The organism is Acidobacterium sp. FHG110202_01 (genome assembly GCF_059115305.1).
Window position 1 is genome coordinate 1 of the sequence record NZ_JBZYWJ010000019.1, and the last position, 17072, is coordinate 17072.

Consider the following 17072-nt stretch of genomic DNA (forward strand, 5'->3'; position numbering starts at 1 on the left):
GCTCCGGACTACAGTTTTGCTCCGGACTGCAGTTTTGCTCCGGACTACAGTTTTGCTTTTGGACTGCGGTTTTGCTCCGGACTACAGGTAGAAGCACCGGCCTTTAGGCCGGTGAAACAGGCGCCTGAAATGAAGGGCTTCAGCCCCTGAATCCATTAAAAGTGCAGGCGCCGATGTCGTACAAGTCACCGGCGCCTGCATCTTTCAGACCTGCGACTCCTCTCCCCCCAGCGAAGCCGCATGCCTGAAACTCAATCCCCATATGCGTTCACATAAGGCCGCAGTTGTTCCATCACAACTTCGGCCGGCGCAGCCTGTCCTGCTTCCAGCTTCAGCCGCCGATCGCTCATAATCGGCGTCAGCACCAGGCGCGTCCCCACATGCCTCCCGGCAAAGTACATATGGAACACCGGGATGCGCACAACAAACTCACTGCCTGCCTGTCTCTGCTCTGAGAGCCGCTTCACAAGATCGGCATTGCCAAAGCTCGCAGGCTCATACCCCTGTTCCGTGTGGACAATTGTGACGCCGCTGCGCACATTACCCCCTACCATCACCGGATAAATCGTCTCCGGACTTTCCGTCAGCAGGCTGCTGGTGTCCTGCCCTGCCTTGTAGTTCATCAGCTTGTCGAAACTAATGTTGTAAATCTGAAACGGCCGCCCCAGCTGCGCCTGTTTCACCTCATCGAGAGATTCAAACCCAAGGCTCTTGTAGTTCTGCCCATTGACCAGCTTCTGCAACACGCCTAAGGCGTTGGTTGCCGCCTCTCCTGGTTGTTGTGCCGGAGGCTCCGGCGGGTTCTGGTGTCTGGAACAACCGCCCATCAGGAGGACACCTGAAATTAGCGCCATGAAGATGCGCACTATGAGGACTCGCACAGCCTTGCCCTCCCGTGTACGAAATGTAATCGTCATTCCAGTGTTGGTAGTCAGCGCCCTCCCGAGGTTCGAACTCTGGCCCCGCGCGAACCAGTGCTCAGTAGTGCCGGGCCTGAACGTAGCGTTTCAGCAGGAAAGAAGATTTTTTTTCTAAAAAGTGCAGCCCGGCTTTTGGATCGCAAAAAAATCAGGCTGGCCCGAAGGCCAGCCCGCATACCGATGCACAGATTCCGCAGCAATCTACTTCTTCTTCACCGTCAGCCAGATCGTTGCCGTTTCCGTGCTCTTGTCCACACCGGTAATCGTCACCGGCGCTGTCTCAACATAAGCATTGCTGCTGGCGGTAAAGGTCAGTGTGCTGGTCTCCCATACCGTCGGCGGATTAAACGTGACCGTCACACCCGCCGGCAGGCCTGAAGCCGACAAGGTGACCCTGCCCGTAAAACCGCTCAGCCGGTTCACCGTGATCCAGCCCGTGCCGCTCGAGCCCTGCGTCACCGTCACGCAGCACAGTCCTGCCGAGAGCGTGAAGGTCGGCGACGGTGTGCCCGCCAGCGCATCGATCAGGCTCGCGCCGTTCGGGCTGCCCCAGCCCGTCACCAGGTCATAGCCCGTCACCGCGTTGTATCCGCTGCCGCTGCCCGAGGACGGCGGATTGCTGCCGCTCTTGATGTCGTGGAACTCGCTCGCGTAATTCGATCCCACTCCAAGGTTGTAGATATTCGTGTTCAGGAATCCCAGCGTCCCTTTGCCGTTCGATAAGGACTGCTGGTTCGCCAGCGCAATAAAGCCAGCCCATCGCGGAGCAGCAAAGCTCGTGCCGCCCCAACCGCCGCTGCACGATCCGTTGCTGCACGTGTAGTTGTCGAAGTCTCCTTCCGCCGCCACATCCGGAGCATTGCGCACTGTCGTCGATCCCTTGTTCGACGAATTGATCACGCCCGAAAGCTTCTGGTATGACGGAATCGCATATCCAGCCTGGCTCAGTCCGCCGCCACTGTCGCTCCATGCCGTCTCAGACGCCCACGAGCCGCCCGCGCCATTCGTCGTCAGATCCGTCGCGCCCACCAGCGTGATGTACGGATCATCTTCGGGATAGTAGTAAGTCTGATTGTTGAACGCGCCGCTGTCGCCGCTGGCCGCAAGAAAGGTCTGCCCCTGCGCCTGCATCTCTTGAAAGATAGGATCGTCGCTCGTCCCATCCGCCGGGCTCCATCCCCACGAGCAGCTGATGACCTTCGCCGTGTTGTCGGTGGCCATCTTGTTCAGAATGTCCGTGTCGTTCGATCCCTCATAGAAAAGAACTTTGGAAATGCCCGGGGCCACGCCAATCGCATTCACAATATCGAGCACCTGTTCGCCGTCATCGCAAGGCGACTCCTGGCACGCGCCCGTGTATCCATCGAGCAGCACATTCTGCACAGCCACGGTCGACGACTTCCCCGTATTCTTGTAATAGAGCTGTACGTCGCTCGTGAGATATCCGTCGAACGAGAAGATGCCGATCGTCTGGCCCATGCCTGTCAGCGATCCCGAACCATAATAGGCTGCACGAATATCGCTCGGCAGATACGTATTCCCTGGCCCCGAGCCGGTAATCTGCGCTGTGGCCAGCGACACCTTCGAAGGATCAGCCTTCTTCAGCATCTTGTAAGGCAGCGTAAAGTTATCGAGCCCCGTAACCTGCAGCAGCGGAACAGACACATCCGCCGTAGGCTCGCGGTCAGGGGCAAAAAACGTGCGACTCTCTGTCGGATGCTGATATACGCTCATCACCACATGAAACGCCTTGTTGATGTTCGCGACCGATCCCTCCACATCTACCAGGCGGCGGTTAGGAACGGTATTCGTCACCGTCAGGCCTTGGGACCTCGCGAATTGAACCACAGCGTCATAATCCTGCTGTGTCGGCGCGAATTTCTCAGTGAATTCCTCGACACTTAGAAAGTGATGATAGTCCGGGCTCTGCGGGTCATTGAGCCGCTCCAGCAAGTTATCTAACTCCGTCTGGTTGCGCAGAGGCAGGTTAATCGCAACCTTCATGCGTTGCGTCGTAGGCAGCACATCCACCTGCCGCGCCTGCCCGCTGCGGACGGCTTCCGGAAGATGCCGCGCGATAAAGTTGGCCTGCTGCGCGTCCGCTGAAACTGCGCCGATAAGAAAGACAATGACTGCGAAGAACGCGTGCTTGCACACTGGTCCTCTCATAATGAATGCTCCTCGGTTTTAGGGATGGACTGCTCTTGCGATTTTTTTATACAGATTGACTTGCTGGACTTGCGAAATCTGCGAAGGCAGAAAGGAGACTTGCAATAGGAGGATGTTAGGAAGTAACAGGAAAAGGTGTCAATGCCTTTCCTGTAAATCTGTATGAATATGAGAAGGGTGCCCCAGAGCCTGCCCTGAGCACAGCCGAAGGGTTCGCGTAACTAACCTGGGGTAGTTAACTCTGTGTTCTCTGCGCTCTCTGTAGTGAAATTTTTCCTTTGCGTGCGTCTATCGGGTCCCCCAACACACGCGATTTTCGTGTGCTGGGTGATTGGCGGTAGATTTTAAAATTCTTCTGCTCCAGCAATAACTTCCGGGCACAAAGAACCAACCGAGCAACTTACAACCCCCAACCCGCAGCTAATGGATAGGGAATCATGCGCAGACTCTGGAAAAGGTTGAGAAGGCTCCGGAAACGTCCCTCCTTTCTCCATGCGCCAGGCGATCTGCGCCGGCGCACCGAGCTCTTCACCACCGCCACCAGCCTCAGCGTCCGTGCGCGCCGCATCTCTGCGCTCTTCGCCTATATCTGGGATCGCCCCACCGATCGCGCCTCCACTGTCTCACTCCTGCGCTGGATCCGTATGCTCGAACAGGACAGAGAGCTCCGCACCGGCTTCGAAGCCTCCTGGATCGAGCTGCTCTCCGAGCTCAACTCCCTTCCGCTCTTCGCAGAAACCGGCCTGCCTTCGCGCCACGCGCTTCTGCCCGAAGCCCTTCGCCGCATCTTCCAGCAATTGCTCCCTTCGGCGCGCGAAGAGTCCGACACCGCGCGCCTCTTCAGCGCCATCTTTTCCTCGCGCATCACTGTCGACCGCTTCGTCCGGCTCGATAACAAAAGCTTCCGCCGCCTCGTCCGCCTTTTGTGGCCGGGCGTCGACGCGCTCCCGCACTTCCGCGAAGACATCCATCAGGCGCTTTATCTTCTGGCCACGCGTGTCGCCGGACGAGGCGTCACTTCCGCCGTTCGCCAGCGCGGCAGTGCAAAAACTGTAGAAGACTCGCCGTTCTATCAATTGATCTTTGCGACAGAAACATTCCTGCGGAAGAAAGAACTCGATCCATGGCTTGAAGCCGTCAGCGCCTGCCGTGCCGAGCTCATCCAGGTGCATGACCACATGGAAGATGCGGGTGTAAGCACTGCGCTCGTCTTCGATCTCACCAGCATGGAAGCTTCGCTCGACCGCATGCAGCTTCTCGCTTCCGCGCTTGTCGGAAATACTCGCCGCCCATCGCCCGAGGTGCGCCAGCTGCTCGACACGCTTGTCGCCGGACGGCTCGAAGACACGCGCCTCCGCCCGCTTATCCGCCAGAACCTCAACCTGCTCGCGCGCAAAACCGTCGAGCGCACCGGGCACAGCGGCGAACACTACATCGCCACCAACAAGAAGGAGTACGGACAGATGTGGCTCGCTGCCATCGGCGGCGGACTGCTCACCGTCTTTACTGCCGCGCTCAAGCTGCGCATCATGGGCAGCCCGCATCCGCTCTTCGTCGAAGGCTTTCTCATCGGAACGGATTACGCCATCAGTTTCCTCATCATGCACACCTTCGGCCTCGCACTCGCCACCAAACAGCCTTCGATGACCGCCGCAGCCTTCGCCGGCATCGTGCGTCAGAACCGCGGCGTCTCCCGCTGGAGCAAGATCGCCGACTTTGCCGCCCGCATCTGCCGCACCCAGCTCGCCGCCGCGCTCGGCAACGTCATCGCCGTCTGCCTTGGCGCCATCGGATTCGAGCAGCTCTGGCTGCGCATCTTCCGCTCCCCTTATCTGCCGGAACATGCAGCCACGCACGTCTACCAGACGCTGCATCCCTTTACATCGGGCACGGCCATCTACGCGGCAGCCACCGGAGTCATCCTCTGGCTCGCCGCCGTCATCGGAGGATGGTGCGAGAACTTCGCCATCTACAACCGCATTCCCGCCGCCATCGCGCAGCACCCTCTGGGCCTGAGAATCGGCACGCGCCGCATGCAGCGATTTGCTGAACTATTTGAGAACAACATCTCCGGATGGAGCACTAACATCGTGCTCGGCTATATGCTCGGCCTTGCCCCGGAAATTGCGCGCTTCTTCGGCATCCCGCTCGACGTGCGCCACATCACGCTCAACACTGGAATGCTCGCGCTCGCCGCCGCCCGCTACGGCCTCAGCGCCTTCGGCACCCACTGGCTCTACTTCGCCATCGCCGGACTGAGCATCACCTTCGTGCTTAACCTCGGTGTCAGCTTCTCCATCGCCGCCGTCACCGCGCTGCAGGCCTACAACGTCCCCCACGAAGAACGCATGAAGATTCTGAAATACGTGCTGAGCCAGGCCCTGCACACTCCATTCCGCTTCCTGCTCCCAATCGAAAAAAAGAAATCTTCCGAAACAGAAGAAGACAGACAGTCAACAACAAAAGAAGAGATACAATTTGTCGAACACGACACAGCAGGTAGTTAACTCTGTGCTCTCTGTGTCCTCTGTGGTGGAGAGTTTTCCTCTGCGCACACTCCCGCGCCCGGAGCCTGTCCTGAGCACAGTCGAAGGGCGGTAAGTTCTTTTAACTGACGCGAGCCTTCCCGAAAGCAGTCCGCAAACTGAACCCCGCCAGCACCGCCGCAGTCACCATATTCACCAGCGCGCGAAAATCCAGAAGATTCTCTATCAATCGCCCGAACGCGAAGGCCGCCACAAGCCACCCGATGCACCCGGCGAAGCTCACCCACGCCAGCGCATGATCCCCTGGCCTCCCCACGCGTAGCAGGTTCACCGCCGCCAGCAGCAGAATCGCGAGGCTCGTCCCCAAAGACCAGAGCAGCATCTCATGATTGTTCCCATAGGCCTTGATACTGCCCAGACTGTGTCCCACTGCGCCCAGCCCCAGAAGCCATCCAAACACCCGATCGACAATCTTCATGCCTCGCCTTTCCGGATCGCCTCAGCAGCAAAGCTCTCGTAGCACCCGAGAACAAAGCCCCAGCCGCCATTCACACTCTCGCGCATTTGATCGCCGCCCGCGCCATGCCGCTCGAGGCAGCGGTGCTCCAACTCCACCCGCGTCACCGACTCGGATTCGGCGATGAACCGTACCTCCACTTCGCTCGCTCTTGCGGGATCGGGATCATACCGCCAGTCCGGCTGCAAATGCCACGACACCACCAGCCGCTCGGGAGGATCCCAGACCAGCACCCGCCCCCACTCGCATTCCTCGCCATTGGTCATGCGCTCATACCAGCGCCCGCCCACATATCCCTCAAGAATTGCTGTCTCAAACGGATGCTTCCCGATGTGGTGCGTCGATGGCCACCACCCGCCAAAGAATTCGGTGAAAATGCGAAAGGCATGCCCCCTCGGAGCATTCACAGTTACAACCTTCTCGACCGGGGCAAGAATTTCAGACGGCATGCGGTTCCTCCCATGCCTCCGCGGCCCTTTTGAATGCCTCCAGAGCGTCACTCCATAGTCGGTCCAGTTCCCGCCGGAGCCGGGCCACTCCCTCCGGATCGACGGCATACACCCGGCGGGCACCTTCTTTCCGGTTCCTCACCAGCCCGGCATTCTTAAGCACCTTCAGATGCTGCGAAACCGCCGGACGGCTCACCGGGAACAGCGCCGCCAGCTCACCCACCGCCCGAGGCTTCTCCGCCAGCGCTCCAAAGATGGCAAACCGCGTAGGATCCCCTAAAGCCTCACAACCGGACTGAAGGTAAGCAATCACTTACCGTAAGTAATTACTTGCCAATATGAGATTGTCAAGAGAAAAAATTTGCACAAGCCGGAAACAGGGCAAAACCGGGTGCCCAGGTTCGCGAATCGGGGTCCCCGGCGCGCGTGGTGTTCGTGTGCTGGGGTGAGAAGCTAACCTGGGGTAGTTGAAATCTCTGTGTTCTCCGTGCTCTGTGGTGAGATTCTTCTCTCTGCGAATCAAGCGTCCCCTGTAGGGGGAGGATGAGAAAAAGAGCCATCAATGATGATGCCCGCCACCCGAATGGCCACCGCCGGAATGACCGCCGCCACCATGGCTGCTCATATGGAAACCACCACCGCCGCCCGAGTGTCCACCGCCAAAGCTCTTGGGAGCATGGAAGCTCTCGGAACTGTGCCCACCGCCACCGCCAAACATGTGGAACCCGCCACCGGAGGAGGCGTGCGGCTCCTTGAAAGAGGACCCGCCAAAGCCGGAAGACCCACGCTGCCCGAAGCCGCCAAAGCCTTCTGCCGAAGCCCGGTAATTCTGCTGTGCCACCGGACGGTTGCCGAACGATGAGCGAAAGCCATTCCCAAACCCGCTATTATTCGTAGCTCCATACCGGTAAGCCGAAGAAGACCCAAAGCCCGAGCCGTTATAGGCCGACGGAAAGTTCGGACGGCTGTACATCTGCTGCGGCCGGGCCGGCGTAGTCATGCGGCCATAACCCTGTCCATAGCCTTGACCGTAAGTCTGCCCAGGCCGGTTGTAAAAACCCGACCCATAATTCCCGCGGTTATACGTCTGCAAAGATCCGCGATTATAGTTCTGCATCTGTGACCGCGAGTAGCTCGCCTGCATCGCATACCCGCGCTGGCCATAGACCCCCGGCCCTCGATAGCCATAAGCGCGCGGCCCGCCATGCGGAAGCCCCCAGTCTCTCACCGTCCGGCTGCTCGTGTAGTAATTCGACTGGTGAAAGAACAGGCCCTGCGTCAGCCAGTTCAGTCCCCAGCTCAGCAGGCCCCAGGGCGTATTGCTGAAAGCGCTCATTACCATGCCCAGCCCGAAGCTCACCGGCGACGACCCATACCCGCCGCCGCCAAATCCGCCTGCTACCGAGCCGAGAAACGATCCCACCGAGCTCAGCGCGCCCAGCAGCGAAAATCCCGGATAAGGCGAAACCGGCTGCCCATACACCGCCCACGGGTTATACATCGGCACATACACCACCTGCGGGTTCGCCGGCGCAATCTGAATGTAGCCCTGGTTATAGCTCACCGCTTCCTGCGGAGTGCTCTGCAGATTTCCGGCTCCCTGCGCCCGCTGCCGCATTACCTGCACCGCCTGTAGCACGTCCTGAGGCTGATTGAAATAGGTATTGCCCAGCACCGTCGTCCACTGCAGATTCTGGTCCATCACCGCCAGCACTTGGGGAAACGCCGTCAGCGCCTTCACGCTCGGGTCCCAGTTCTGTGCGCCTGCGCCGGCCACAATCTGGTCGGGAGAAACATTTCCCGCCGACCGCAGCCACTGGTCCGCCGCCGCCACCTGCTGCGGATAAGTCGAAGCCGCCAGAATCAGCGCCACCAGTTGGTCAGGATAAAGCGCAATCGGAGCCGCCATCTGCTCCAGCTGGTCCGGCCCCAGGGCCTGCTGCGTCTGCTGCGGATACGCCGCCGGAGCCTGCTGCCCATAAGCCGGCTGCTGTGAATACGGAGAAGGATACTGCTGCTGCGGATAATCCGGTGCATAGCCTCCGGAACCATAGCCCGACGGAAGCGCCTGCTGATATCCAATTCCCGGCTGCGCATATTGTGCAAAAAGCTTTGCCTGCCCCAGAGGAAGGGAGAAAAGAACCGCGGCCATTCCAGCCAGCCGCCATTTATAGGGCTGAGAGAATCCGGCAGAGTGAAAGATTCCAGAATTCATTGCGGATACACCGCCATTCCAGGTAAATTCGGCAGCCTTGATGCCGGAGAGGCCAAAACGCACTCAGCTATTGATGACCCTGATTCCCACCGATAGTTCCGGACAAAAAACGACAAAAGTCCACAGCCAAGCCGCATAGCAAACCGGCATTCGCAACTAAATAAATGAAAACAAAGCATCAGTTACCACAGAGTGGGTGCCCCAGGTTCGCGAAGCTAACCTGGGTTTTTGCAGGACGTTTGGCCACAACCAACCGCTCGGCTTTGTCATCCTGAGCGCAGCGAAGGATCTGCTTTTTCTTTATTCCCCTGCGGACCTCTGCGAATCCTCAGCGTCCTGTGCGGTTAAGTTTTTCACACCCAACTCGCCCCGAACCCGCTCCATAGTCCCCAGATAAAACGCCAGATTATGCAGCGTATTCAGCACCGCCGCCAGAGGCTCCTGCGCCACCATCAGATGCCTGAGATAAGCCCGGCTGTACCGCCCGCATACCATGCACCCGCATTCCGGATCGAGCGGCCCCTGGTCCTCAGCAAAGCGCCGGTTCTTGATATTCAGCCGCCCTTCCGAAGTAAAGAGCAGCCCATGCCGCGCCGCCCGGGTCGGCAGCACGCAGTCCATCATATCGACGCCCATCCGGGCATACTCCACAATCTCATCCGGATAGCCGACGCCCATCACATACCGCGGCTTATCTTTGGGCAGCAGCGGAAGCGTCTCGGCAATGATCTCGCGCGTCAGCTCCCGAGGCTCGCCTACACTCAGCCCGCCAATGGCATATCCGGGAAAATCCATCTCCACCAGCCGCTCCGCCGCCTCCCGCCGCAGATCGGGATACATCCCGCCCTGCACAATCCCAAAGAGACTGGGAACAGCATCAGGGTGCAGCGCACAGCGCTCAGCGCTCAAAGAATCGCCCCCTGGGCCCTGCGACCTGAAATCTGAGCCCTCTTCTGTACCCTGCACGCTGCACCCTGCACCCAGTCCTGCACCCTGAGCGCTGAGCGCTGCTCGCTGCTGAGCGCCCCAGGGGCGCTCACTCTTATGCGCATCAAAATGCCGCTTGCTGCGCTCGGCCCAGCGCAGCGTCAGATCGAGCGACTTCCTTGCCCGCGCATAATCCGCCGGATACTCGGTGCACTCATCAAAGGCCATGGCAATATCCGAGCCCAGAGCAATCTGCACGTCCATGGAATGCTCGGGAGAGAAGAAGTGCAGCCCGCCATCAAGATGCGACCGGAACTCGACGCCCTCCTCGGTCACCTTGCGCAGCTCATTGAGGCTGAAGACCTGGAACCCGCCTGAATCGGTCAGCAGAGCGCGGTTCCAGCTCATAAAGAGGTGCAGTCCGCCCATGCGCCGGACCAGCTCATGCCCGGGCCGCAGATAGAGATGATACGTATTCCCCAGAATGATCCGCGCATTCAGCTCTTCGAGCAGATGCTGCGGCACCGCCTTGACCGAAGCGACGGTCCCCACCGGCATGAAGACGGGAGTCTCCACCGCCGCATGAGGCAGAGTGAGAGTAGCGCGGCGACCCTCGCCGCAAGTCGAATGCACCTGAAACTTTAAGGACACTTGGAAAATTGTAAAAGCTTGTCATCCTGAGCGATAAAAATAGGCTGTCATTCTGAGCGAAGCGACCGAAGGGAGCGTAGTCGAAGAACCCGCAGGAACAAGAAGAACCTATCCTGACCGAAGTCGAGAGTTTCCTGCGAATCGTTGCGCAGCAACGACCGCTTTTCGCATCGAGCAGCACAAAAAAGGGTACCCCATCCTTTCGCGTTCTTAGCGAAAGGACGGGAAGCGACACCCCCAGATAGTGTCATCCTGAGCGCAGTCAGGATCGATGTGCGAAAGCGGCAGACGGACCGGCATTTGAATCGGCCTCATCCCCAAGGTCCATGGCTGCAATAAGACCACCGCTCACAGTGAATATATGCAGAACCTCGCTGTCCGATAGAACATCCCCTTCAAGACTCTTGACCAGTTGGTGCACTCTGACGCGAGTCCTGCCTCCGTCTTCCTCGGTGATTGCCAGCGGTTCAACATGGGGATCGAACTCACCCCATTGCCGAGTCCAGTAGGCGCGGATCTCTTCCTTTCCGACAACCCTGCCGCCCTCCGAAGCCTTGGGCCAGCTCACGTCTTCCGTCATCAGTGCTAATGCACCGTCGATGTCCCGCTTGTTGAATGCGGAGTACGCCTGCTCAATAAGGGTCTTAGTGTCTGCCACTCATCCTCCCGGAACACTTGCTATGCACTCAATTCTATCCGTCCGGGTGTCCCAGGTTGGCGAAGCTAACCTGGGGGGTGTTTGCCCGTTATCCCACATTACCGGGTGCCCCATCCTTTCGTCATGATGTTCGACGAAAGGGTGGGAAAGCAATATCTTCATCTTCGTAGAATGTCATCCTGAGCGAAGCGTAGCGGAGTCGAAGGATCCGCAGGAACAAGAAGAACTTCTCTTGACCGGAGTCGAAGGGTTCCTGCGAATCGTTGCGCAGCAACGACCGCTTTCGCATCGATAGCCAACGCGCACTACTTGCTCATCGTCTGGTATTTTTTCTCAAGGCGCGAGAGTACTTCCGTCGGCGCAACGCCGGGACTCTTGTCTTTCATAGCCTGCTTCCAGACCCGCTGCAATTCTTTCAGCCCCTGCTGGTGCAGGTTCCTTTTTGGCAGGGCAATGCTGATCTTCTCAATCGTAGGCATATACCGGTAGGAAGAAATTCCTACCAATCACTCTACTCGTGAACTACACGCTACCCGAGGAATTGTCATCCTGAGCGAAGCGAAGGATCTGCTTCTCGCACCGGTAGCCATTACATCGGGTGCCCCAGGTTCGCGAAGCTAACCTGGGGGGGTGTTTGTCCGTTCTTCGACATCTATTAGGTTTGATATTCAAAGTGTAAAAACTTAGATAGAACATACGTCGACTTAGCGGGACCGAGGAATCTCCTGCTTAGCGACCTTGACCGAAAAGTTCTGAGAACGAGGCACAAACAGCAGTGAAGACATCGGAAATAGTAATCATTCTTGTCGCTATCTATGGCGCTATTCTCTAACCAGCCGCCACAGCGTCTTTCCGCAACTCCTTCACCCGCTCCCCAATCGCATACTTCAAGGCATCCACACCCTCTCCCGTAACCGCCGAAATCACAAAGAACGGCAATTTCCGCCGCTTCGCCATAGTCTGCAGCTTTTTCAACTTCTCCGGATTCGCCACATCCGCCTTCGCCGCCACCACGATCACCGGCTTCTCATCGAGCCCGTGCCCAAAGCTCTTCAGCTCGCCCTGAATGACCTTGAAATCCTCCACCGGATCGGGTCGCCCGCTGCCGTCTGACACATCGACCAGGTGCACCAGCAGCCGCGTGCGCTCAATGTGCCTGAGGAACTGCACGCCCAGCCCAGCACCCAGGTGCGCGCCCTCAATCAGCCCGGGAATATCGGCCACCACAAAGCTCTCCTCATACGGAGCTTCGCCGATCGTCACCACGCCAAGATTCGGCTCGAGCGTCGTGAAAGGATAATCCGCAATCTTCGGCTTCGCAGCCGAGATGCGCGAGATCAGCGTCGACTTACCCACATTGGGATAACCGACCAGCCCGACATCAGCAAGCAGTTTCAACTCCAGCCGAAAGCGCTTCTCCTCTCCCGGACGCCCCAGCTCATGCTCGCGCGGAGCCTGGTGCGTCGGCGTAGCAAAGTGCTGGTTGCCGCGCCCGCCGCGCCCGCCACGCGCCACCACAATGCGCTCGTCCGGAGTCTTGAAGTCGTGCAGGAGCTCGCCCGTCTCTTCGTCATAGAGCGCAGTGCCCACCGGAACCTTCAGCACAATGCTCTCGCCGTCGCGCCCCGTGCAGTTCGAGCCTTCGCCATGCCTTCCGCGCTCGGCCTTGTGTTCTGGATTGAACCGGAAGTGCACCAGCGTATTGTGGCGCTGGCTCGACTCCATCACCACGTCGCCGCCGCGCCCGCCGTCGCCGCCCGAAGGGCCGCCGCGCGGCACAAACTTTTCACGGCGGAAGGCCACGCAGCCATTACCACCGTCACCGGCTTTTACCCGGATCTTGGCTTCATCAATAAACATTTCTCTTGTCTAGTCTAACGAATCAAGTACTCTCGGAACACGATTCCCAGAATTGGACAGTCTGTGGGTGGGAAATCAGCCTTCTCGGGTGAGAAATCTCAAGGCACGGCTACTCTAGCCGTGCTTTGAGGGAGAAGCCAGGGAAGAGACCCGCTGAAGACTCAGGCTTTGCAAACACGGCTTTACTGGATACGAAAAAAGTCGTTGTTTTGAAGGGGCACGGCTTCAGCCGTGCCGTAAATGGCGCAGAAGGTGCGGCTTTAGCCGCTGAGGCAATGCTTCTTCGCTCCTCTGAGTTTTCCGCGCTCTTCCATCAACCTTCGAAGGCCGCTTGAAACACCTGCAAAATTTTCGGACGGAGCCCGAGCCCCGCCGTTTACTGCTTTGCCTTGGAGATGGGCTGCTTGAAGCTTCGCCTTGCCCTGTTATTCATGCTTCTGCTCTCCTTCACCGCGTGGTCGCAATCCACCACCGGAGGCGCCCTCGCAGGCATCGTACTCGACGCCGAAGGCCGCGTCATCCCGAATGTGCAGCTTGCCCTGCGCAATCCCGCTACCGGATTCGAGCGCAACGCCGCATCAAACGAAGCCGGCCATTTCTACTTTGAAGAAGTAGCGCCCGGAACCTACACCCTCATGGCCGGAGCCGACGGCTTCGCCCCCTGGATGGCCCAGTCCATCACCATCGAAATCGGCCGCCTCACCCACATCGCGCCGCAACTTGCCATCGGCACCGCTCAGACCACCGTGCGCGTCAGCGCCGAAGCCCAGCAGATTGACACCACCACCGCCGCCGTCACCCAGAACATCAACCAGGAGCAGATCGACAACCTGCCCAGCAACGAGCGCCGCTGGTCCAGCTTCGCCCTCCTCGCCGCCGGAGTCACGCCCGACCCCAACGGCTATGGCCTGCTCAGCTTTCGCGGCATCAGCACCCTGCTCAACAACAACACCATCGACGGAGCCGACAACAACCAGGCCTTCTTCTCAGAAGAGCGCGGCCGCACGCGCATCAGTTACTCCACCACCCAGGCCTCTGTGCGCGAGTTCCAGGTCAACACGTCCAACTTCTCCGCCGAATACGGGCGCGCCGCCGGGGGCGTCGTCAACACCGTCACCAAAAGCGGCGGCAATAAGATGCACGGACAGGCCTTTGTCTACGACCGCAGCAGCGCCTGGGGAGCCACCAACCCCTTCACCACCCTCACCACGCGCGCCGCCGACGGCTCCTTCGTCACCACACCCTTCAAACCTTCCGACTCCCGCAAGCAATGGGGCATCTCCGCCGGCGGTCCCATCCGCAAAGACAAGCTCTTCTGGTTCCTCGCTTATGACCAGTACCAGCGCGATTTCCCCGCCGTAGCCCGCGCCTACGATCCGGAAAAATTCTTCGCCGCGCCCACATCATCCCAGCTCAACACACTCGCCGCGCGCATCCAGCAGACGCCAGCCCAAGCCAAAGTCAGCTACAACAAGCTGCTCGACAACCTCAATGGCCTGCTCGGCAACGTCCCGCGGAACGGCAGCCAGGTCATCTTCTTCCCAAAGATCGACTGGCAGATCAACGAGCGCCATCACCTCACCCTCCAGTACAACCGTATGCGCTGGAGCTCGCTCAACGGCACGCAGACCGGAGCCTCCGAAACCTACGGCGTTACCAGCTTCGGCAATGACTACGTAAAGGAAGACTGGGGCATCGCCCGCTGGCAGTATTTCCTCAGCGCCAATGTCCTCAACGAGGCCCGCTACCAGTACGGACGCGACACCGAATCCGAGTTCAGTGATGCGCCTTCAACCTTCGAGCAGAGCCTTTCGAAGAATACCTACGGCCATCCGCCGCAGATTTCCATCGCGCCCTCAAGCGACGGCTTCCGTTTCGGCAAGCCTGCCTTTCTCGACCGCCCTGCCTACCCCGATGAGCGCCGCCACGAGTTCGTCGACATGATCACCTGGGTGCGCGGCAACCACACCACTAAATTCGGCTACGACCTCAACTATGTGACGGATTACAGCAACAACCTCTACGACCAGAACGGCACCTACGACTACGCCAATCCCCTCGACTTCGCTGCCGACTACTTCTCCCCCAACCACTGCTCCGGAACCACCACCGAAGTCGGCAACCTTCCCTGCTACTCCTGGTTCCAGCAGGGCATCGGGCCTACTACGTTCCAATTCCAGACCGCCGACTACTCCGGCTTCATCGCCGACGAATGGAAACTCCACCATGGCCTGACCATTTCCATGGGAATCCGTTACGAATACGAGCAACTCCCCAACACGAACAAGAATCTCATCAATTTTGACCTTCCCCAGACGGTCACTCTCCCCCATGACCGTAATAATTTCGGGCCGCGCTTCGGCGTGGCCTGGGACGTTTTTGGCCACGGTCACACCGTCCTCCGCGCCGGATACGGCATCTATTACGGACGTATCATCAACTCCACCGCCTTCTCCGCCCTCACCGCCACCGGATCGCCCAACAGCCAGCGGTCTTACCTCTACCGCCCGCACGACCTTGGCGCGCCGCCCTTCCCCTACGTCTTTTCGAGCAAGCCCGTCATGGAAGTGAAGCCCAACGCTGTCTTCTTCGACCCGCGCTTCCAGAACCCGCAGATTCACCAGACCGAGCTCTCTCTCGAACAGGCCCTCGACCGCCACACCACCTTAACCTTCACCTACATGGGAAGCTCCGGACGCGAGCTGCCGAACTTCATCGACACCAACATCGACCTTTCCGCGGCAACAACCATGACCTACCTCATCACCGACGCCACCGGAAAAGGCCCGCTCAAAGGAAGCTACGTTTCAAAGTTCTTCTCAAAACGCATCAATCCCAACTACCAGCAGATCACCAACATCTTCAGCGAGACCAACTCCTACTACCAGGCCGGAGCAGCGCGCCTCTCCCACCGCTCCCGCGCACTCGACCTCTACGGCACTTACACCTACTCCCACGCCATCGACTACAACCAGAACGCCACCACCTTCGCCGACTTGAACGACGTCCTCGACCCCACCAACCTCAAGCTTGAATACGGCAACTCCAACTTCGACATCCGCCATCGCGTTACTGGGACCGCCGTCCTCCACACGCCCTGGCAGGCCCACGGCATCCTCGGCTACCTCGTCAACGGATATCTCCTCGCTCCCGTCGCCGAGCTGCGCACCGGCCAGCCCTACTCCATGCGCACCGAAGGCGCCATCCCCGCCCCGGCATGCTCCTATCAGAACGCGCTGATCTACGACTACCAGGCCGCCTGCCTCGCCGCCGGAGGAACCGGCGTCATCACTGACTCCTCCACCGCCTTCCAGATCGAAGGCCTCGGCTCCGGCATCAACGGCTCCGGGGGAGACACCCGCCTCCCTACCGTAGGCCGCAACACCTTCCGCTATCCGCGCGTCTACAGTCTCAACGCCCGCTTCGCCAAGAACACCCATATCGGCGAGCGCTACGAGCTCGAAATCATGGGCGAAGTCTTCAACGTCCTCAACCACCAGAACGCAACCAGCATCGACACCATCGGTTACTCCATCAGCAACCTCAAAACCAACAACGATACCGCCCGCCTCACTTTCCTGAGCGGGGCCGACGGCGAACCGCGCTTCGGCACAGTGACGAACGCCAACAGCACCACCCTCTACCGCGAACGCCAGGCCCAGATCGCCCTCCGCCTGCGCTTTTAGCGGCAATACCAGATGGTTGTCATCCTGAGCGAAGACGCGCACAAGCGCGTCGCAGTCGAAGGACCCGCAGCACAAACTGCACCCAGCCGCGCACTGTCATCCTGAGCGAAGACGTGCACAAGCGCGTCGCAGTCGAAGGACCCGCAGCATAAACTGCACCCAGCCGCGCGCTGTCATCCTGAGCGAAGACGCGCACAAGCGCGTCGCAGTCGAAGGACCCGCAGCATAAACTGCACCCAGCCGCGCGCTGTCATCCTGAGCGAAGACGCGCACAAGCGCGTCGCAGTCGAAGGACCCGCAGCATAAACTGCACCCAGCCGCGCGCTGTCATCCTGAGCGAAGACGCGCACAAGCGCGTCGCAGTCGAAGGACCCGCAGCATAAACTGCACCCAGCCGCGCGCTGTCATCCTGAGCGAAGACGCGCACAAGCGCGTCGCAGTCGAAGGACCCGCAGCATAAACTGCACCCAGCCGCGCGCTGTCATCCTGAGCGAAGACGCGCACAAGCGCGTCGCAGTCGAAGGACCCGCAGCA

13 protein-coding genes are annotated in these 17072 nt (G+C 59.4%); 2 read left to right on the plus strand and 11 right to left on the minus strand.

From position 1 onward, the window contains the following. Nucleotides 1-251: 251 nt before the first annotated feature. A complete protein-coding gene (locus tag AC5S16_RS22955; protein WP_493932457.1) occupies nucleotides 252-881 on the minus strand; it encodes a hypothetical protein in 630 nt (209 codons plus the stop codon). A 240-nt stretch (nucleotides 882-1121) separates the two neighbouring features. Next, complete coding sequence (locus AC5S16_RS22960; RefSeq protein WP_493932458.1) at nucleotides 1122-3089, minus strand: protease pro-enzyme activation domain-containing protein; 1968 nt, start codon at nucleotides 3087-3089, stop codon at nucleotides 1122-1124. Nucleotides 3090-3526: 437 nt separating this feature from the next. Between AC5S16_RS22960 and AC5S16_RS22965 the strand changes: the two genes are divergently transcribed. Continuing rightward, nucleotides 3527-5596 carry a transporter-like protein gene (locus AC5S16_RS22965; RefSeq protein WP_493932459.1) on the plus strand — a complete coding sequence of 690 codons (2070 nt, stop codon included), beginning with the start codon at nucleotides 3527-3529 and terminating at the stop codon, nucleotides 5594-5596. 100 nt (nucleotides 5597-5696) lie between these two features. On the opposite strand, the gene AC5S16_RS22970 is transcribed toward AC5S16_RS22965, so the two are convergent. The 8 genes from AC5S16_RS22970 to obgE all read right to left on the minus strand — a co-directional run bounded on the left by AC5S16_RS22970 (nucleotide 5697) and on the right by obgE (nucleotide 12852). Then, the gene (locus tag AC5S16_RS22970) at nucleotides 5697-6053 is read right to left on the minus strand and encodes a hypothetical protein (RefSeq protein WP_493932460.1); all 357 of its coding nucleotides are present in this window, start codon (nucleotides 6051-6053) and stop codon (nucleotides 5697-5699) included. Further along, nucleotides 6050-6541, minus strand: a complete 492-nt coding sequence (locus AC5S16_RS22975; RefSeq protein ID WP_493932461.1) for an SRPBCC family protein — start codon at nucleotides 6539-6541, stop codon at nucleotides 6050-6052. Before AC5S16_RS22975 ends, AC5S16_RS22970 begins: the two co-directional genes overlap by 4 nt. Beyond that, entirely contained in the window at nucleotides 6531-6854 is a 324-nt protein-coding gene (locus tag AC5S16_RS22980) for an ArsR/SmtB family transcription factor (RefSeq protein ID WP_493932462.1), read from the minus strand. The genes AC5S16_RS22975 and AC5S16_RS22980 overlap by 11 nt, the downstream gene beginning before the upstream one ends. Nucleotides 6855-7100: 246 nt before the next feature. Further along, on the minus strand, nucleotides 7101-8819 hold the full coding sequence (locus tag AC5S16_RS22985; RefSeq protein ID WP_493932463.1) for a DUF3300 domain-containing protein: 1719 nt from the start codon (nucleotides 8817-8819) through the stop codon (nucleotides 7101-7103). A 237-nt stretch (nucleotides 8820-9056) separates the two neighbouring features. Then, a complete protein-coding gene (locus AC5S16_RS22990) occupies nucleotides 9057-10334 on the minus strand; it encodes a tRNA guanosine(34) transglycosylase Tgt (protein WP_493932464.1) in 1278 nt (425 codons plus the stop codon). 262 nt (nucleotides 10335-10596) lie between these two features. After that, on the minus strand, nucleotides 10597-10992 hold the full coding sequence (locus AC5S16_RS22995; RefSeq protein WP_493932465.1) for a nuclear transport factor 2 family protein: 396 nt from the start codon (nucleotides 10990-10992) through the stop codon (nucleotides 10597-10599). A gap of 305 nt (nucleotides 10993-11297) precedes the next feature. Continuing rightward, complete coding sequence (locus AC5S16_RS23000) at nucleotides 11298-11498, minus strand: hypothetical protein (RefSeq protein WP_493932466.1); 201 nt, start codon at nucleotides 11496-11498, stop codon at nucleotides 11298-11300. A gap of 322 nt (nucleotides 11499-11820) precedes the next feature. Beyond that, complete coding sequence (obgE, locus tag AC5S16_RS23005) at nucleotides 11821-12852, minus strand: GTPase ObgE (RefSeq protein WP_493932467.1); 1032 nt, start codon at nucleotides 12850-12852, stop codon at nucleotides 11821-11823. 404 nt (nucleotides 12853-13256) lie between these two features. On the opposite strand from obgE, the gene AC5S16_RS23010 reads away from it, so the two are divergent. Continuing rightward, on the plus strand, nucleotides 13257-16538 hold the full coding sequence (locus AC5S16_RS23010; RefSeq protein WP_493932468.1) for a TonB-dependent receptor: 3282 nt from the start codon (nucleotides 13257-13259) through the stop codon (nucleotides 16536-16538). 327 nt (nucleotides 16539-16865) lie between these two features. Here the strand turns inward: AC5S16_RS23010 and AC5S16_RS23015 are convergent. Further along, nucleotides 16866-17072: hypothetical protein (locus tag AC5S16_RS23015; protein WP_493932469.1), on the minus strand; the 207-nt coding region annotated here is incomplete at its 5' end.